The organism is Aquimarina agarivorans (genome assembly GCF_000218485.1).
GTDB lineage: Bacteria > Bacteroidota > Bacteroidia > Flavobacteriales > Flavobacteriaceae > Aquimarina > Aquimarina agarivorans.
On record NZ_AFPB01000131.1, the window covers coordinates 18334 to 39313 of the forward strand.

The window sequence follows — 20980 nt, forward strand, 5'->3', positions numbered from 1 at the left end:
TAACGCGAATTGCCATTAGCTTTAAGCGCTAAGCAATTAGCTTAATTTAATATTTACTTTAATTTAACTATTTTAAGCTTTTTATTGGCTAAACAAATCCATTTAAACGCTCAATAGCTTTTTCTATAGCTTTTTCATCAATACACAACGAAAAACGTATGTATCCTTTACCTTGACTTCCAAAAATAGTACCTGGCGTTATAAATATGGATTTTTCATATAAAATGCGATCAATAAATGCTTCGGCATCCGAAATACTGGCTGGCAACTTGGACCATACAAACATGCCTGTAGCATTTTTATCATACGAGCATCCTAACATAGTGGCTAATTTCCAAATCAACTTTCTACGCTTCACGTAAATAGTATTCATTTTATTAAACCAATCCGTGCCACACTCCAACGCTGCAATTGCTCCTTTTTGCAATCCTTGAAACATGCCGCTATCCATATTGCTTTTTACTTTAAGAATAGCTTCAATTTTAGTAGCATGCCCTAGCACCATACCTACACGCCAACCTGCCATATTAAAGGTTTTACTTAATGAGTTTAACTCAATAACTACCTCTTTTGCCCCAGGAATACTTAAAATACTTATTGGATTTGGATTTAGGACAAAGCTATACGGATTATCATTAACCAATAAAATTTGATGCTTTTTTGCAAAAGCAATTAAATTTTTAAACATTTCCTTTGATCCTGATGCTCCTGTAGGCATATGCGGATAATTGATCCACATAATTTTAACCTTACTTAAATCTTCTTTTTCTAAAGCTTCTAAATCGGGCTGCCAATTATTAGTTGCGGACAAATTATAAAACATTGGTGTAGCCCCTAATAATTTACTAACAGACGTATATGTTGGATATCCAGGATTAGGAATTAATACAGCATCTCCTTCATTTAAATATGCCATGGAAATATGCATAATCCCTTCCTTTGACCCCATTAAAGGCAACACCTCGGTTTCCATATTTAAGGACACTCCATAATGCTGCTCATAAAAATCAACAATCGCTTTACGCAATTGTGGTAAGCCCTGGTAGCTTTGGTATTTATGTGCGCCGTTAACCAAAACAGCTTCAGTAATTGCTTTAATTACTGTTGCTGGTGGCTCCAAATCAGGACTACCTATAGCCATATTAATAATAGGCTTCCCCTGTAAAGCTAAAGTGCGTACTTCTCTTAATTTTTTAGAAAAATAGTATTCCTCAACCGTTTCCAAACGTTTTGCTGTTACTATACTCATACTTTTTGATTTTTATACTCACCAAGTATTTTAAATTCAGTAGCCATAATTTCTAGTATTGAAGTAGCCTTTTCGTAATTGATTATACTTTCAAACGTAACATCAACAAAAAATGCATATTTCCAAGGTTTATCAATAACAGGTAACGACTGTATTTTTGTTAAATTCATTCGGCAATCACTCAACACATTCAATACTGCTGCCAAACTACCTCGTTTGTGATCCAGCACAAATTTTAGCGATGCTTTGTTGATTTCGTCTTTTTTTACTCCTGAATCATTTCTGGTATTTAAAATAAAAAAACGAGTGCTATTTGTTTTTATCGTTTGAATATCTTCAGCAAGTATTTCCAATTTATAAATGTCTGCAGCTGTTTTTCCCGCAATAGCGGCAACCCCTTTTATTTGGCCATCGGTAATACGCTTGGCAACCTCAGCGGTATCAACATCTTCAATTAATTTAATGTGCGGGTGCGCTCTAAAAAAATCTTTACACTGCAAAAGTGCCATAGGATGGGAATAAACCTCATGTATTTCCGATACATTTTGTCCTTCCAAAGCCATTAAGCAATGATGAATAGGTAAATAAAACTCCCCACTAATAGTCAAATTATGCTCATCAATATAGGCGTAATTAGGAATTATGGAACCTGCTATTGAATTTTCAATTGCCATTACAGCATCACTACAAATGCCATTTTCTAAATTGTAAACCAACTCTTGAAAAGACATACACTCGTTAATTTCAATATCGTTTCCAAAATAAGTCAAAGCAACACCATGATGGTATGATCCTTTAACTCCTTGTATTCCTATAACTTGTTTCATCTATCTAATTAACTATTTGCAAGTATTACATAAAAAAATCCCAACTCTTTTTAAGAATCGGGATTTTATATATTTAGCATTTACTTTTTACATACGAAACCCCACTCCTAATTAAAGAAGAAGAAATAAAATCGATTATAAAAAAATAAATTATACATTAACATTTTATTAGGTTACAAATGTATTTAAACTTTTTATACTGCAAAATTTTTTATCGATTAATTTTTAGAAAAGAAAAAAATTATGGCAATTTTACTAGATATAAAATTATTTTTGCAGTATTAAAAAGCGATTTATGTCCATAAAAGTTTTCAACCTTTCAAAAACCTATGGCGATCAAAAAGCCCTTGACAATATATCTTTCGATATTCCAAATGCGCAAATAGTAGGTTTTTTGGGTCCAAATGGTGCAGGTAAATCTACTTTAATGAAATTACTCACCACCTACCTATCCCCTACCTCGGGCGAAGCTTTTGTAAATCATTTTAATGTTCATACACAAATTAAACAAGTGCAACAAAGTATCGGTTATTTGCCGGAACACAATCCGTTGTATTTAAACCAATATCCCAAAGAATATTTAAGTTTTAACGCCAATTTATTCAAGATTTCCAAATCTAGGATTGATGAAGTAATTGAAATAACAGGATTAAAAAACGAGACTAAAAAGAAAATCGGAGCACTTTCCAAAGGGTACCGTCAACGTGTTGGATTGGCCTGTGCCCTGCTACATGATCCAAAAGTACTTTTATTGGATGAACCCACAACAGGACTAGATCCTAATCAATTAGTGGAAATTAGAAGCCTCATAAAAAATCTAGGAAAAAATAAAACCGTATTACTTTCCACTCACATTATGCAGGAGGTGGAAGCCATGTGCGATCGGGTACTTGTAATAAATAAAGGAAAGTTGGTTACCGACCAATTGATAGATAATTCAAAAAAACAACAAAACTTTTTGGTAAGCTTTAATAAGTATCCCTCACTAGATTTGCTGAAAAAGTTGCCAAATTTATTACACGTAAAACCATTGAAAAAGCAGCAGTTCTTAATAAGCTTTTCCAACAATCAACAAGGTGCTGAATTAATTTTTGATTTTGCTGTTTCCCAAAATATAAAACTCACACAACTGGAACAGCAAGAAATTAATATTGAAAGTTTGTTTAAAGAAGCCACTAATTAAGCTTGCACAAGATTTACTAGATTTTTAGTATACAAGTATCATTTTAGTTTAAACTAAAACCTGAAAATAATAATAGTACATTTTTTTGCCTAATAGTTTATTAATTTCATATATTTCATGTTACATAACTAACTTATTATCATGAATATTAAAAAAGCTATGCTTTCCACTTGGGTTGCAGGTATGCTAGTCTGTATTACTACGCCACTAAAAGCAGAAGTTACTGGACCACCTGTTCCCGTATTTTCAAAATCATCAATTACAAAAGCTAAAAAACTACTTGCTTCGCTTACGCTAGAAGAAAAAATTGGTCAAATGAATCAATTAACCATTACTTCATTTGAATCCAGCCCTGGAGTTTTAGATGAAGTTAAACTAGAAGAAGCTATTTTAAAATACAATATTGGTTCCATTTTAAACGTCCCTGGTACTGGAGCTGTAAGTCCTAAATCTTGGGCAAAATTAATGGCTAAAATTGAAGCTATTTCAAACAAAACTGACAAAAAAATACCTATTCTTTATGGCATTGACGCCATACATGGATCAAGCTATACGTCAGGTGCCACACTTTTTCCGCAACAAATAGGTATGGCTGCAACTTGGAATACTGACCTGGTAGAACAAGGTACAAGGGTTTCCGCGTACGAAACACGAGCATCATCTATTCCGTGGGTATTTTCACCTGATTTAGATTTGCCCCGCAGTCCAGTTTGGTCTCGTTTATGGGAATCATTTGGCGAGGATACTTACCTTTCAAAAACTATGGGAGTAGCTATGGTTAAAGGATTTGAGGGAGATAATGTTGGTGACAAATACAATGTTGCTACATGCATCAAACATTTTGTGGGATATGGAAGTACCGTGACTGGACGTGACCGGACTCCAAGTATTATCCCTGACAGGGTATTACAACAATTTGATTTACCTATTTTTAAAGCTGCTATTGATGCCAAAGCAAAAAGTATAATGATAAGCTCTGGCGAAATTAACGGTACACCAGTACATGCCAGTAAAAAACTATTAACAACTATTTTAAAGGAACAATTAGGTTTCCAAGGTATGGTATTAACGGATTGGCAGGATATTATTTACCTACATACCCGCCATAAAGTAGCTAAAAATAATAGAGATGCCGTAAAAATGGCTGTTAACGCAGGTATTGATATGAGTATGGTACCCGACAATTATACATTTTATACTGATTTACTTTTATTAGTTAAAAGCGGCGAAGTACCCATGAGTAGAATTGATGATGCCGTTTTAAAAATATTATCGTTAAAATATGAGCTTGGTTTATTTGATCAGCCATTTGTGGCTAAAGCTAAAGCATATGATAAGTTTGGTTCCGCCGAGCATGAAACTTTAGCCTATAACGCTGCTGCAGAATCCATCACCTTACTTAAAAACAAGGAAGCCATTTTACCTTTAAGCAAAAACAAAAAAATACTTGTTACGGGCCCCACTGCAAACAGCATGAAATTTTTGAACGGAGGATGGACATTTACCTGGCAAGGAGAAAAAGCGGATACTTATGAAAAAGACGAATACACCATACTCGAAGCTTTTGAAGAAAAAATAGGAAAAGAAAATGTGAACTATGTGCAAGGAGTTGAAATTTTTAAAGAATTAGATATTACAGAAGCCGTAAAAAAAGCAGAAAATGTTGATGTGATTGTTTTGTGTATAGGCGAACATAATTACACTGAAACCCCTGGTGATATTATGGGCTTAGCTATTACCGAGCCACAACAAAAATTAGCTGAGGCTTTAATTGCTACTGGAAAACCCATAGTTTTGGTATTAAATGAAGGTCGTCCACGTACCATAACATCATTTGAAACTAAAACGAATGCTACCATACAATGTTATTTACCAGGCAGCGAAGGTTCCCGAGCACTTATTGATATTATTTACGGAGACGTTAACCCTAGCGGTCGACTCCCTTACAACTACCCGCGTTTTACAAACTCCCTCCAAAAATACAACCGTAAATACACTGAAAGTTTGGGTGACGAGGAACAAAATGATGATGCCGACTACCAGAAAAGCTATAATCCGCTTTATGAGTTTGGTGCGGGCTTATCATACACCACATTTGAATACACTAATTTAACGGTTGACAAAACTACTTTTAGCAATTCCGATACTATTACAGTAAATGTGACTATAAAAAACACAGGAAAATTAGCTGGCAAAGAAGTAGTTCAATTGTATTTAACTGATAAAGTAGCCAGTATCACGCCTGAGGTAAAGTCCTTACGTGCTTACCAAAAAATAAACCTCACTCCTGGTGAAAGCAAAACAATCAATTTCAACTTAAATCCTGAAGATTTTATGTTTGTTAACGAAGCCGAAAAATGGGTAGCGGAACCTGGTGAATTCGTTATAAAAATTGATTCTTTGACTAAAACTATTGAATTAAAGTAAAAACATGAGTTAGTTCATAGAAACACCCAAACAATAATGTTTGGGTGTTTTTATCCTATAATCTAATCTTTTATAACTTTAATTATTCTTTCTCTATTATCTGAGTCTTTTAAACTTACAAAATAGATTCCTTTAGTTAAATCAGACATGTTTATCGATTGATCATCATGCAAAAGCACCTTAAATTCAACTCCTTTGGTGTCATACATTTTAACTGTATAATTAGATAAATCAATTTTGTTACTGAAATAAATTTGATCCGTTGTTGGGTTAGGATATACATTAATAGTAGCAATTTGGCTATTAAGTATATCAAAAGATTTAGCCCCAGTTTGACCTGCTGGAGTTAAGGTTATTTTATCCAAATTCCACTGCCAAAAATTAGATCCACTAGCATTAATACGAATTGTATTAGCCCCTGCTGCTAACGTAATAATACTAGAAGACTGCAAACCGACAAAATTATCCCAACTTCCATTATTAATTACATTATCTGTAGCTACTAACGTTCCATTAACTAGCATTTGAATTGCAGCATTATCCGATGGCGTAGAAATCAAATATTCCAGATTATAATTTCCTGCGGAAGCTGCATTAATATCATACATGATATAATCCCCTGCATTTACATAATTAATGTTTGTATTTGCAATAGATACACCTAAACCACTACCTCCAAATACACTATCGTCAGTAGTTCCGTTGGAACTAGTAAAATCTTCAGCTTCAATAACAATAGCGGTAGTTGAAGTTAAAGGCGGCGTCACTACTACAGGGGTTGTTGTAGTTTGACTAGTTAGCGTGATCTTATCCAAATTCCATTGCCAAAGATTTGAACCATAAGCAGTAATTCGCACCGTTTGTAATCCTGCATTTAATTGTACTATTGATGAAGAATTTAAGGGTTGATAGTTATCCCAACTTCCATTATTAATAACGGTATCATTAGCAGAAACAGCTGTATTTACTACTGAAAACTCAATTGCGGCATTATCCGAAGGAGAGGAAATTAAATAGGCAATGGAATAATCTCCTGCGGTACCTACGTTGATTTCATATTCTGCATAATCCTGACTATTAACATAATTTACCCCTATTAATGTGGCGTTAACTCCTAAGCCTGGTCCACCAGCGCTTGCATCATTAAAAGTACCATTAGTTGCCACAAAAGTTTCAGCCTCAATAACAATTTCATCTCCCAATACTGGGGTAACAGGTACTGGCGCTACTGGTGTTGGTGGTGGTGTTGCAATTTCGTTGGTAAAAAAAGCCGTTTTATTTGCTGCTATACTTCCAGCACTTGAAAAATTTCCTGCAATATATAATTCTCTAGCTGTGGTAGTTGTATTTACTTCAATTTGTGATACTCTACCGTTTACTCCCACTGTATTTTCACCTAAAGTTTGCCAACCAGTCGTAGTGTTCCATTTTGCAATACCGTTAGCAATAAAGTTTTCACTATTGAATGATACTAAATTGAACGAACCTCCAACGTATAGATTTTCGCCATCATGCGCTAAAGTTTCAACTAAATTATCTACTCCGCTTCCAACAATATTCCAAGTATTGTTTTGTTTATTCCAACGTGCTAATCTGTTTACGGTAATATTACTTCCCGCAAGAGCGAAATTACCTCCTGCAAACACATCAGTATCCGTAGCTACAATGGCTTGTACAAATCCGCTTGTTCCATTGCCTAAACTAGACCATCGTTGTGTGACATCATTCCAAACCGCTATTCGGTTTGCGTTTACAGCGCCTGCGGTATCAAAATTACCTCCTATGTATAGTTCGTTTGTAACAGGATCAATTTCCATAGACCTAATTTCGTTATTTGTTCCTGCTACGTTGGTAGTACTATCTGTCAAAGTAGTCCATGCAGTACCATTCCATTTGGCAATGTTTTGAGCCAAAATTCCATTTAAATTTTCAAAAATCCCACCTACGTACACTTGATCCGCACTATCTATTTCCAAGGTAAACGCTATACCTTCAATTTCAGTTCCTAAACCTAAGGCACTCCATTGTGCACCGTTCCATACTGCAACCCCTTTAGCGGATACGCCATTTACCTGTGTAAAAGCTCCTGCAATGTACACGGAGCCATTAGCGGCTGTTTTAATATCGTTAACCGTTCCATTTGTTCCTGCTGCTAGTGAGCGCCACCCTGTAGCTTGATTGTAAACCGCTATATTATTAGCAGTAACATTATTCCCAACTTGATTGAAATTTCCGCCATAATAAACATCACCGTTGCTAGCTGTAGCTACTGTATTTACTGTACCATTATTAATACCTGCTCCTAAACCTTCCCATGTACCACTTCCATTTAGCGTGTTGCCAACCGTAGCTGAAACACCATCGACAATTTTAAATATTCGGGCGTTTGTACCGTAACTTGTAAAATACAACTCGTTATTTATATCTGTCCCAAATGACGAAATAAATTCACCATTAGTTTTAAACAAAAATGTTCGGGTACCTCTGCCCGTTGCATTATTATAATCCATTGACCAAACACGACCGCTAATGTAATCTCCAAAAATATATTGAGAGTTAATGGCTGGTGAAGTACTTTTTATGGCGCTTCCCCTATACACGTACCCTCCTGTAATGGAAACATCATTTTGAGAGTGATCGTAAAAAAGTACTGGATTTTCTACTGGTCCTGAAATAGCTACATTATTAGAAACTGATTCGCCCTCAAAACGATTCCACCCATAATTTTTACCGTTTTGGATAAGGTTTATTTCTTCAAAAGCTCCTTGACCAACATCTGCTCCCCACATACGACCCGTTGGGCTGTCAAATGAAAATTTCCAGGTGTTTCTAATTCCGTAAGCAAAAATTTCGTCGGCTCCAGGCTGTCCTAAAAAGGGATTATCCGATGGTATTTCGTAATTTCCGTTTGGCAACACTGGATTGCTTTCCAATGGATTGCTACCATCCACATCTACATCAATACGGCAAATGCTACCAAATACATTATTAATATTTTGTGCATTACGCTGAGGATCATTCCCTCCACCACCATCACCAATGGAGATGTATAAATACCCATCAGGTCCAAAAGCTATTTTACCTCCATTGTGGTTACTATTATTTTGGTTTTTATCAAATTGAAAAATAATTTCTTCACTATTTAAATCTGCAACATTTGGATTGGTTGCAGAAACTGAAAACCTAGATAATATCATACGAGGATTAGTACCACTTCCTGTACTTGTATAATAAGTATAAAAGTAACCGTTATTTTGAAAGTCCGGATGAAATGCCAAACCTAACAAACCTAGCTCCAAACCAGCAGCAAATGAAACTTTTGATGACAAATCAATAAATGTAGTTACTTGACTCTGCGCAACATTTCGGTTGCGAGGGAACACTTTTATTTCTCCCGATTGCTGTACAACAAACATACGGTCTGTTCCATCGCCTGGGTGCATAAACTCTACTGGAAATTGAAACGAAACATTTGGAAATGCTGGCTCATAAGTTATTTGAGCGTTGGCAAATGTAAATGCTCCTAAATAAATGAGCATTAATTTGAATATTCTTTTTTTCATAGTACTATTTTTTTTGAAACGAAGAAAAAATGATACTCGTATTAGCAATCAGTTAAAAAAACCTTAATGAAAGGAGGATCTTACACATTGTGTTACTACCGATTCGATAACAGAGGGAAGTTATCAGTTGTTGGGTATTTAATGGTAGATTGAAAAACGATAGGTAATTTATAATTTGAATATTTTCGTTTAGTACAAAAGGTTCAAAGTCTTAATTTGTCATAAGTTGGAAGGTTTGTAATTCGTAAAAACAAAATTGTCTGGTTAGGTTAATCTGGTTAAAGGTGGAGGCGATTTTATTCTTAAATATCTTATTTGAAATTTTCACCCTAAAGGCCTTACGGTAACAGATCAGAACTCCCTTAGAATTTTCTACTAATTTTATCTTCTATTTGCTATTATTTGTCTTCTTCAAACTAAAATTTGAAATACCCTAAGGAAACTTGCTAACTTAGCAATCAAAAATTATTCTTTTATAATTTTCATTAAATCATCATAAGTGTAATATCCCTTTTTTGATTTGGAATTCATATAAAGCACATTAACCCGTATGGCTTTCAAGCCTGTAACACCCTGCAAATCATCCAACTCAATAATTTCAACATCAACTCCTAAATAATTTTTAGATTGTAAAAATTTAATATATTTTAAATATTCTCGTTCGTCTTCCTTTTGGGAGTACACTATGGTTATTTTACCCTTTTGAGTAATTCGTTCCTTTGTCCCTTTTATATACGCCTTATCTACTCGTTTTTTTACTACCTCATAACGAGCGTTGTAAGTACCATCAACGTCAAACTGTTTTTCGTCGGTACGAAAGCTTATTGTAAGCGGAGTACTAAAAACCAAAATCATAGAAGCTACATCCATACTTATTGTAAATTTGGGTTGCATTTTATAAAAAGCGTTTTCCATTTCGCACATAACTTGTAATTGCCATAACCTTAAGTTATACAAGTAAAATAAATTAAAACTATTCTTTTCAGTAATAGCTTCTCCAATGTACATGTTGTGATCCACACCATCAGTTTTATGACGTTCAAAAAAATGAGGATACATTTTTTGAGCAATCACTTGTTTGGCATCTAATAAAGCGGCCATTCTTTTATTTACTGATGTAACCGTATTATCATAATTTTTTCTGTGATGGTAATAAACTTGCAAATTAGAATCAATACTATTAAAATAGGATTCGATGTCAGTTTCTAACACCCTTGAGTTCTTTATATGATAAAGAATTATGTTGATTTTTTGTTTTAAGAACGCCGTTATTTTCTGTTCACTATCTACTTGAAAGTTTTCTTTTAAATCCATTAAAAAGGAACTTATTTGAAATAAGTACTGCTCATAAATAGGAAGCGGGTTTAATTCAAATGCCGCGTTTAAAATAGTCCTCCCATTGATTAATTGAATTGACAAATCTTCCCTAGTAGCCCAATTGCGTACTTCCGAAGATCCTTTTAAATCTATTTGACCATACAATGGATATACATCTTTAAAAACTAGTTTCCCAAAAGAAACTTGATTCCCTTTTTGCTGTTCTCTGATATACCTTTTGGCTTCCTTTTTAAACTTCCAATGCACACTTGGATGTATGGATGTACATTCTTTTTGTATAATTGCTTCAATTAAATTTGCCTCTTCTTCTGTTGAATGTTGCACGGCAGCAACAATATGTGGCATAACATCAATTAGTTTATTTGCTATTATGCTGTTTAATACTTTTGGTGTGCTGGAAACCAATTCCAACACTCCAAATAAACCTTGATCATTTGCTATAGGGGCTAAAATGGCACTTTTAATCTGTTGCTTATACAGTGTTTTTACCTGAGGAATTTTCCCCTCTGTTTTCAAGTACATTTCATCTATATCAGATATAGTCACAAATTTATTATCCTCCAACAATCGTTTTTGACTCCAATTACACAAACAAGTAGTACACTTTTTATAATCGGAATTAAGTAATAGAAAACTGGTTGTTTTAGTTCCATATACCTGTTCAAAAGTATGATTTTCATTATTATAATTAGCGAAACCTACTTTTAAATCCTTAATATTGAGTAAAGACTGAAAGATTTCTTCGAAATGAGCTATAAAATTACCGTCTTTTCTTTTATCCTTACCAATTAGCTTTGATTTTATATTAGAAATAGACTGATCATCAGTAACATCAAAGATATTGGAAATGACAAAGCCTTTAAATAAATAGCTGTTTTCAGGAAATTTTGTTTTCCATAATGCGATATTATCAAAATTATCCAATAATTGGTCAAAATCATTTTGCGATATTGGTATGGCTTTTTCTGTAAGAATAATCTCCATAAAATCCGCATTGTACAAAATTTTATAGTAGCGCATTATGCCATTGGCATCAGGTATTTTATAGAAAAAAGGACGCTTGATATTTACGTCAAATCCATAACAAAAATTTAGTATGACCGTACAAGCAATAATGTACTGGTCGTTCTCTGGTATATTTTCTATTGTTAATTCATAATCATTTCCTGCTACTTCTAATATATTTTTAAACCGTTCTGAAGGATTAAACGTGTAATTATAAAAAGGAACCGAGGCTGTTTTTATTTCATTTGAAGTTAAAATTTCGCTAAAAGCGTCTTGCAAAATAAATTTGATTTCATCTTTGTATTTATCCAACAAGGAAACATCGCTAAAACCATCTCTCAAAATAGGGTGATGCGCTTGAATGTCTAAAATACGTTTTGCCTTTTCTGCTAAAAACTTATTTGTACTTGTAGTTAACGCTTCGTACTTTTTTAAATAGGTATTAAAGCTTATTTTTAAAATAAATGGAGATTCAATATCATCGTTCAAATGTTTCATAATGCTAAAATACTGCTTATCCAATTATAAATATAACACTCTTTCCTGTGATAGATTACAACTAGTTTAAGTTAAGTAAAACTTATAAAGCTAATTTACTAATAAATAAAATTGTCTTTAAAATTGGCGGGTACTATCAATTTAAAAAGTCATGAGAGCTCAAAATAAAAAACGCAAGCTGAAAATTTTTAGCTTGCGTTTTTATAAAATTTTATAATTGTAAATACTATTCTTTTACAATTTTAAAAGTTTTATTATTGTTAATTTTAACTAGATAAATTCCTTTTGATACGTTTGTTAAATCTAACTGCTCAGTAGTACTACTTGCTGTAATTTCCGCTATTGTTTTTCTGGAAACATCAGTTATGGTGATTATATCGCCAATAGTAAGACCTTCTACAGTAGCTATATTCGCAGTTGGATTTGGGTAAATAATACTGCTGTTTTCAAGTCCAGAATCTTCGAGTAATTTTCTTCCTGAAACCACGGCAACATTAAATCGCTCAAATAAATTAGCATTATCTCGGTTACAATTCATTGGGCTTCGACCACTTTCGCTACTTACAAATTTATTATTATTCCCTTTTAAAGTAACTCCTCCGCGATTTGTTCCCCAAGTAAATTTTTCCCAATTTCCTATCCTATCCCTATTACACGTCATTGAGCTTATACCATTTTCACTACTTACATATTTCCCGTTATTCCCTTTAAGTGCTATTTTTCCGCCGCCAGCATCAACAACGGTAAATCTTTCCCAAACTCCTACGCTATTTCTGTTACAATTCATGGGTTTTGCTCCGTTTTCACTACTTACATATTTATTGTTGTTTCCTCGTAAACTGATTACTGAGCCAATAGGAGCTCTATTTGTATTATTGTTTGAATTTGGCAAATCACGAAGTCTTTTTATACGTAATCTATTTACTATCCAATTGGGATCATTTCCACCGTTATCCGAAAATTCTAAGGTTAATTTACCATCTTTCACTTCCACATCAAATCTTCTATTTTCAAACCTTCCTTTAGTAGCGTCAAAATTATTCACTCTGGTTCGCCCTTCTGCCTTTACTACAATATCATCATGAGCAAAGTCTCTATCACCAAAAGTTAGTAATACTTCCCAAACACCATTGCGAACATTTATTTCAAAAGTTCGATTTTGCGAAGATTGAACAAAATCCCTATTCAAAGCATTAACATTTGAAGCTCCTCCTCGGTCTCTTGAACCTAAGCCTGACCTATTAGTCCACCTGTAGTTTGGATTATTAGTAGTATTTGATACTCGAATTGCATTATTAAAAACAGGAGAAGTTGCAGTTCCAAAATCAAAAGTAGCTTCATTATCATTTGGAGAAAAGCCTCTGGTTTGAGTTACATAAACCGCTCCAAAATCTGTTTTTCCTGAAGTGTCAAAAACTGTATAGTGGAAAAAATCCCTACCCGAAAAATTATTTGATGGAGGCGTATATCTTATTTGATTTCTTCCCCCTGGTCCTGTCCCATTTGAAATACTTATGTTTCCTCCTTTTGAACTTACTCTATCCAAAATGCGTACATCCAATACGTCATTGTTCATATCGTAGTCATTTGCTATAACATCGATAATGATAGATGATTGTCCCGTTGGAATTTCAACTTCATCATAAACACCAAAAGGATTAATTGCAGGTGGATTGTTTATTACTGGTGCGGATGATCTCAATCTATTTTTAGTAGCCATAACTACTCTTGCTTCATTTGTTGCCATTCGGCTAATATTATGTCTTCCTCTACCGTCCATAATACTAATAAATGATTGCTCACCACCTCTACTATTAGAACCTGATCTATTACGGGGTTTATCTTCAAAGAAAAAATTAGCATCATTCACGTGTCGTAATCCAAATGAATGCCCAACTTCATGAGCTGCTGTTCCATTAGCCCAACTGGTAGGGCCATTTCCGCCCATTGTTGCGTATCTATTTCTGGTATTACCAACCCCATTTAACCAAGCCAAACCTGAAGGACGTGCAGCAACGTGATAAACCGCTAGATCATGTGTGTTACCCACCACGTTTGGATTATTATTCCAATAGTCTCCAAAAGCTCGCAGACTTTCAGTAGAATTGTCAGCGCCCCCTGTACTAGTTACGCTGTTTCGCAACGGATCAGTATTTACGGCAGTACGGATAATAACTGTTCCTAGCTTAAAACGAACACCCGCTGATCTTAAAAATCTCAAATTTAAATTTCCAATAATGGATTGTGCTGATGCCTGAGCTGCGGACAAATTCCCTTTGTAAGCCGTATTTGAAAAAAATGATCTCGAACCAATTTCTACACCTATCTCAAATTCCCTAACTTCCATTCTATTTGTAGGCCTCCTGGTTGCTCTAGTCGGCATGGCTACCGATTTAGGCATGTACAAATTAGTAGTTATCGCCCCTAAGGAAGGTTCCGCGCCTTGCAAATCTGAACTATTTGTATTGCTCTCAAAGTTAATACCACCACTAACATGACTATCGGAAGAATTACAACTTGAAGTACACCTGTAAGCCTCTGTAACTTCAGTCAAATGGTGCAGTGTTTTATTTTTATCATTAGGATAAATCTCTAATGTAGATTGCCCGGGTCTAAAAATATTTGCTACAAGCCCCCCTTTTGTTAGTACAGCGCTTACACTGTATTTTTCATTTTCGGCAACCCTACCTAAATAAGTACATTCTGTATTCATAGGTACTTGTACCATATTTCCTTTACCATCGTCCACCAAGCACTTTGTATTTTTACCAAAAACTGTTGTTTTCTCTAATACTAGAGATAATGATTCACCAGCGTAGGTTATCGGAATAACTACGTTATTGGGTAAATCACTAGGCAGCGATTTAATGGCTATAAGGTGTTGTTTTTTCTCCGTTGAAATTTTTTCAGTTATTGTTTGCGCATAAAATTTATTAGCACCAATATAAATTGAAAAAAAAAGCAACAATAAAAAGTTCATTGTAGTAAGTTTCATAATTCTAGTTTTTTGAGCGATTAGTTTATTACGTTATTCTAATTGATTAAGATCCTTGAGCAAGGATTTGTTAAAAAAATTACCTAAATACAATAAGATCAATAATGCTGCAAATTAGAATAAACTTCTTCTTACTACAATTTTAATGTTGTACTAATTCTATTACAATTAAATGGACTGCTGTTTCTACAAATTAAACAGTAATTATTTTGAGCAATATAACTTGAAAAACAACCTATATGTTGCTTATATTTAATATAAAATGCACCCAACACTAGTTGAAAAGTAATTTTTAAACTTAAAACTTTTCAATACTTATTCGTAATTGAAAGGCGTAATTTAATTTTTCATTATTGCAATAGCTTTAGACCATGATAAATTAAAATCGCTTTTCATCGAAACAAAAAATTTATATTTTCACCTTTTTAAAGCGCTTCCAGACAAAAAATTAATTGTATTGAGCACAAAAGTTATTGATCCACTCATTCTTAGTATACATCATTTGATTTTAAAACACTAAACTTTAACCGAATTCATATGCTAAAATCACAATAAATTACAACTCGTTTTTAACTTTTTATTATCACTTTTTGAATTCAAAATTCCGCTAAAAACAGCTCAAAAAATTGACCGCTGGCGTATCTTTGTTATTACGATATTAAAGCGAATTTTTATGGAAAATATAGATGCTGCTAGACTTCAAATGGCCTTTACATTAATCTTTCATATTGTATTTGCTTGCATTGGAATGGTTATGCCTTTTTTTATGATTGTTTCTCACAAAAAGTGGCTTAATACGCGCAACCCAATTTATTTAAAACTAACAAAGTCATGGCAAAAAGGAGTGGCCATTTTTTTTGTAACTGGAGCGGTTTCTGGTACCGCGCTTTCTTTTGAATTAGGCTTACTTTGGCCAGAGTTTATGAAACACGCTGGTCCAATAATAGGAATGCCTTTTTCGCTTGAAGGTGCTGCTTTTTTTGTTGAAGCAGTAGCCTTGGGTTTTTACTTGTATGGTTGGGGAAAAATTAACGAAAAATTTCATTGGTTTACTGGGGTAATCGTCGGAGTTTCTGGGGTAGCTTCAGGCATACTTGTGGTAGCTGCTAATGGCTGGATGAATGCGCCTTCAGGCTTTGATTATATCAATGGCGAATTTTTAAATATTGATCCAATTAAGGCATTACTCAATCCAGCTTGGTTTACCCAAGCTTTACATATGACGTTAGCTGCTTTTACAGCCACTGGGTTTGCTGTCGCGGGCATACATGCCTATCAAATTTTAAAAAACGGAATATTGAATTACATAAAAAAGCATTTAAAATTGCTTTAAGCTTTGGAGCTGTAGCTGCAATTTTGCAACCTATTAGTGGTGACATTTCTGCTAAAGATATTGCCAAAAGACAACCTGCTAAACTAGCTGCTATGGAAGCGCATTACCATACGGAAAATGGGGCTCCACTTTACATCGGTGGTATTGTTGATAATGAAAAGCAGGAAGTCAATTACAAAATTGCAATTCCAAAAGCCTTATCCTTTTTAGCTTTTGGTGATTTTGATGCAGAAGTTAAGGGTTTAAATGATTTTCCTGAAAATGAACGCCCTAATGTAGCAATTGTTCATTATGCATTTCAAACTATGGTAGGTTTGGGAACTATGTTACTTTTTGCAGGTGTTTTATTTTTTATTACGCTTTCGCGAAAAAAAGAATGGTTTTCTAAGCCTTATTTTTGGTTATTATTTAGCGTTATGGCGCCTATGGGTTTTATTGCGTTGGAGGCCGGTTGGATTGTTACCGAAGTAGGACGACAACCTTGGATTATTCATGGAATTATGAAAACTAAGGATGCGGTAACCCCAGTACCAGGAATTGTTTATAGTTTTTATATGTATGTATTAGTATACTCGACACTCACAATTGCAGTTACCTGGTTAATGAATAGACAAATAAAAGCATTAAATGCTTCAAAATATTAAATTAAAAACGAGTACCACATGATTTATGTTGTTTTATTTTTTTTAGCTTTTTCGCTATTACTCTATGTGCTACTTGCTGGGGCTGATTTTGGAGCGGGAATTTTGGAATTATTCTCATCAAAGGAAAATCAAGCCATTACAAAAAAAACGGTATATCGAGTAATGGGTCCTGTTTGGGAAGCCAACCATATTTGGATCATCATTATGATCGTTATTTTATGGGTTGGTTTTCCTGCGTATTACTATATTTTAATGATATCACTCCATGTACCGCTCACCTTAATGCTTTTGGGCATAACCTTAAGGGGTGTGGCTTTTGTATTTAGGCATTATGATGCTTATCAGGACAAATCACAACTCATGTATGATTGGATGTTCAAAATTTCAAGTTTAATAACCCCTATTTTTCTGGGGATAACTTTTGGCTCACTACTAAGTGGAAATATAATTATGGTAAACGAAACCACTCCGCAATTATCATTCAAGTCACTTTACATAGACTCTTGGCTCAATGGCTTTTCCATACTCACTGGGCTATTTTTTACTGCACTTTGTGCCTTTTTATCATCAGTACTTTTAATTGGCGAGGCTGAAAGTAAAAACCGTAAAATATATGTGAAAAAAGCGATCGTGGCAACCATTATTGTGGTCCTTGTCGGCTTTGTTACCATTTGCTACGGATTTTATGATGGCGTACCATTTACGCGCAATTTTTTAAACAACTCTATAACCATAACTGCTATCATTTTATCAGGACTTTTATTGTATCCCCTTTGGATAAGTATAAAAAATGAGCGTCGAGTTTTTAGTCGTTTTTTTGCAGGAATTCAAGTATTACTTATTCTTACTGCTGCCCTAGTTCCCATATTTCCGAATATGATTTTTACAACAACTGGATCAATAAATATACTCCACCAAATAGCTCCCAATAGTGTCATAAAGGTACTTGGTATTTCATTAATCATAGGTGGTGCTATCATTTTACCAGGGTTGTTTCATTTATTAAAATCATTTAAAATGATTAAAATTTTAGAGCGCTAGTATTTTTTGATTTACAATTATTACATAAAAAAGGCTAATGTAAAAACTATTTACATCAGCCTTTTAAAACTTTTGCAACTTTATCAGTATTGAAATTACTATTAGTTACCTATTTATAACTAAATTTTCAAGCAATCGACGTCTCCCATTAATAAATATATCAATTCTATGTACACCTGTGTTTACCCTACTTACGTCAATCCGAATTTCATTTTGCCCTCGTTTAATATTAATAGGCACTCTTCCTAATCTAATAAATCCTCTTTCATTTATTTGATAAGTTGCATTAGGATCATCAACATTACTAGAAATAAATAAAGTAGTCGACGAAGATGCAGGATTAGGTGCAATAATTAAATTTTCCTGAATTTCTGTTGGATCACCAACAGGCGATGGTTCTACTGATCTAATAGTCCAAAGTTGTCTTCTATTTCTATTTCTTACTTCTCTTTGTACTAAAATACCATTATTATCAAATGACAATGCCTTTCCTGAAAGTACACTTACAAAACGCACTTGATTGTTTGATAAATTTACTGCTCTCTATCGTTGACCAATATCCGATCTATTTGGCTGTTGTTGTGATGGCAACGCATTATTATTTTGTACATCAATAGCTCTACCCAATCTTACATTGATAATTTGATAAATGTTATTTCCTAAAGATACAAATTTCCATTTCTGAAAATCTCTTAAAATTGTCGAGTTCGTACGAATATCTGTAGCTGTCTCAGCTTCTAAACGCCCTCCATCTGCTATTATAGGCATAAAAACTGTTTGTGTGCCACAGCAACCAAATGAACCTCTTGAGGTAAATTCCAATGAGACTAATTCTCCATTGGCAACGTTTGATAAATTGAATTGTGAATTAATGTTAATTCGATTTTGACTATTTGCATTAAAACCAAAAGCAATTGAAATAAATAAAAATTGAAGTAAACCTAATTTTAAGTTTTTTGAGTTAAATGTTGTTTTCATAATACTAATTTTAAAAGTAAATTTTTATGATTTTACAAAAACACACTTTTCTTTTATTATAAAATTTTATCTAATTTATATAAATAATAATTTTATACTATCGTCTTAGTAGTGAGATTATACTGGAAATTAACACAAACAAAAAATTAACGTGTTTACATTGAAAACAATTTCGAAAAATACCGTCAAAATAGCTTGCCCCTTGCTGGCGCGTGCGTTTCGCTCGTGACCTTGAAAGCCAATTCAAATCAATTTTTAAAATAATATAGTCATCAATTCCATAATTTACAGCACTACTATATTAATAATCAATTGGATAAATTACTAACACTGAAACAACTTTTATCACATTTGTCACTTCTTTCTTTTACTCTCTTTGCTTAGGTTCACGAGCGGAACGCTCGCTCCAGTGTGGGCTTTTTATAAGTAATACTTTGACTGGTAAGCACCAAACCATTGCACAACAAAAATGCTATGAAAAAAAGCCTTTGAACATCTCTTTAATTATCTAAATGTGAGTAATGACTGCGTTCTAAAATTTCTCCTGTAATACCATCTACCTTTATCACTTCTCGGCGCATGGATACTTTTTTGTAAGTTACGTACCAATTAGTTCCGTTTTCGCCACTCTCTCTACCTATAGTTGTATTTTTACCTAGCAGATCAATGATATCTTTTTCTTTTTTGATTAATTCTAATAATTGTTCAAAAGAAAATTTAAAGGGTTTGTCATAATCAACTGCTTCGACTAATTTTCCTTCTTTATCATATTCTAATCTTTTTTTTAAAAATCTATTAGGAAACCTAATCACATGTTGCTCTAAATTTTTATTGCTCTTATAAAACCTTTTGAAAGTCATAAATAATTCGGGTGGTGCTGGGTATTCGTAAACGGAATAATCATTTTCCCCTTCAACTTGTCTCACTTTAGTTCCATCATCTAAAACAAAATTGTATTCAGTATTAATTTTATTTTTTTCGAAAGTTACTATATCAAATTTTTCTGTGGTTCGCGTGGTGTCATTTTGTGTGGTACGCTCCTGCTTTTTTAGCTGCTTTTTATGGGTAATGTTTTGACTGGTAAGCACCAAACCATTGCACAACAAAAATACTACGAAAAAAAAGCCTTTGAACATCTTCTTAATTGTCTAAATGCGGATAATGGCTACGTTCTAAAATTGCTCCGGTAATTCCATCTACTTTAATTACTTCTCTACGCATAAAAACTTTTCTATATGTAATTTCCCATATAGGTCCTTCGTCTAGAATACCCCGCGTTATTAGTGTATTTTTATCAAAAATATCAATTGAATCTTTTTCATTTTTTATTAATTCTAATAACTGTTTAAAAGAAGATTTAAAAGGCTTATCATAATTGATTTCCTCAATTAATTTTCCATTTATATCAAATTCTTTATAATTCTTTGAAAAATCATTAGGAAAACTTATTAGATTACTTTTTAAATTACCATTTTTAAAGTATTCATTGTAAGTATGATATAACTCAGGAGGAGGTGGAGTAATATATTCTGAATAATCTACTTTACTACTTGATTGTCTTATTTTTGTTCCATCATCTAATACAAAATTATACTCCCCATCTATTTTGTTTTTTTCAAATGTTTTTATATCAAATTTTTCTGTAGTCATTGTTACATTATTTTGTTTTGTGTTATTCTGATTGTTTACTTGACTTTTACAAGAAAAACACACAAATATTAATAATATTATAATTAATAGTTTCATAATTTATTCTTTAGTAACCTGAGGGTAAATAGTTACCCATTGCCATTTCCAAGTACTTACTCTGTTAATACCTACCTGATGGGAGTAATCCATAATATTATCCGTTTTTTCAATTTCAAAAACATGTTTACTATTATTATCAAAACTATTAAC

The 20980-nt window shown here is 33.4% G+C and carries 12 protein-coding genes and 1 pseudogene; 4 read left to right on the top strand and 9 right to left on the bottom strand.

The annotated features are described in order from the left end of the window. Positions 1–88: 88 nt before the first annotated feature. Complete coding sequence (locus GMC_RS0106960; RefSeq protein ID WP_010521458.1) at positions 89–1249, bottom strand: pyridoxal phosphate-dependent aminotransferase; 1161 nt, start codon at positions 1247–1249, stop codon at positions 89–91. Further along, positions 1246–2076: a prephenate dehydratase gene (locus GMC_RS0106965; RefSeq protein WP_010521459.1), complete on the bottom strand. Its 831-nt coding sequence runs from the start codon at positions 2074–2076 to the stop codon at positions 1246–1248. Before GMC_RS0106965 ends, GMC_RS0106960 begins: the two co-directional genes overlap by 4 nt. 295 nt (positions 2077–2371) lie before the next feature. Here GMC_RS0106965 and GMC_RS0106970 point away from each other — a divergent pair, with 295 nt between their 5' ends. Next, a complete protein-coding gene (locus tag GMC_RS0106970; RefSeq protein WP_010521460.1) occupies positions 2372–3259 on the top strand; it encodes an ATP-binding cassette domain-containing protein in 888 nt (295 codons plus the stop codon). Between the two features lie 141 nt (positions 3260–3400). Next, a complete protein-coding gene (locus GMC_RS0106975; RefSeq protein WP_010521461.1) occupies positions 3401–5686 on the top strand; it encodes a glycoside hydrolase family 3 N-terminal domain-containing protein in 2286 nt (761 codons plus the stop codon). A 62-nt stretch (positions 5687–5748) separates the two neighbouring features. Here GMC_RS0106975 and GMC_RS20605 read toward each other — a convergent pair whose 3' ends face one another. From GMC_RS20605 to GMC_RS21180, 3 genes are all read right to left on the bottom strand, one after another. Then, on the bottom strand, positions 5749–9249 hold the full coding sequence (locus tag GMC_RS20605; RefSeq protein WP_010521462.1) for a PQQ-dependent sugar dehydrogenase: 3501 nt from the start codon (positions 9247–9249) through the stop codon (positions 5749–5751). Positions 9250–9714: 465 nt separating this feature from the next. Continuing rightward, entirely contained in the window at positions 9715–12090 is a 2376-nt protein-coding gene (locus GMC_RS0106985) for a cell surface protein (RefSeq protein ID WP_010521463.1), read from the bottom strand. Positions 12091–12316: 226 nt separating this feature from the next. Further along, on the bottom strand, positions 12317–15085 hold the full coding sequence (locus GMC_RS21180) for an Ig-like domain-containing protein (protein WP_010521464.1): 2769 nt from the start codon (positions 15083–15085) through the stop codon (positions 12317–12319). A 748-nt stretch (positions 15086–15833) separates the two neighbouring features. Between GMC_RS21180 and GMC_RS19380 the strand changes: the two are divergent. Both GMC_RS19380 and GMC_RS0107000 read left to right on the top strand, forming a co-directional pair. After that, positions 15834–17062 (top strand): annotated as a pseudogene (locus GMC_RS19380) (cytochrome ubiquinol oxidase subunit I). Positions 17063–17080: 18 nt separating this feature from the next. After that, positions 17081–18103: a cytochrome d ubiquinol oxidase subunit II gene (locus GMC_RS0107000; RefSeq protein ID WP_010521465.1), complete on the top strand. Its 1023-nt coding sequence runs from the start codon at positions 17081–17083 to the stop codon at positions 18101–18103. 105 nt (positions 18104–18208) lie between these two features. Here GMC_RS0107000 and GMC_RS0107005 read toward each other — a convergent pair whose 3' ends face one another. From GMC_RS0107005 to GMC_RS0107020, 4 genes are all read right to left on the bottom strand, one after another. Continuing rightward, entirely contained in the window at positions 18209–18619 is a 411-nt protein-coding gene (locus GMC_RS0107005; protein ID WP_010521466.1) for a hypothetical protein, read from the bottom strand. Between the two features lie 27 nt (positions 18620–18646). Further along, positions 18647–19081, bottom strand: coding sequence for an RICIN domain-containing protein (locus GMC_RS0107010; protein ID WP_010521467.1), 435 nt, complete (start codon positions 19079–19081; stop codon positions 18647–18649). Positions 19082–19581: 500 nt separating this feature from the next. Then, a complete protein-coding gene (locus GMC_RS19385) occupies positions 19582–20217 on the bottom strand; it encodes a hypothetical protein (RefSeq protein WP_010521468.1) in 636 nt (211 codons plus the stop codon). A gap of 4 nt (positions 20218–20221) precedes the next feature. Beyond that, positions 20222–20731 carry a hypothetical protein gene (locus tag GMC_RS0107020; RefSeq protein WP_010521469.1) on the bottom strand — a complete coding sequence of 170 codons (510 nt, stop codon included), beginning with the start codon at positions 20729–20731 and terminating at the stop codon, positions 20222–20224. Between the last annotated feature and the right edge of the window lie 249 nt (positions 20732–20980).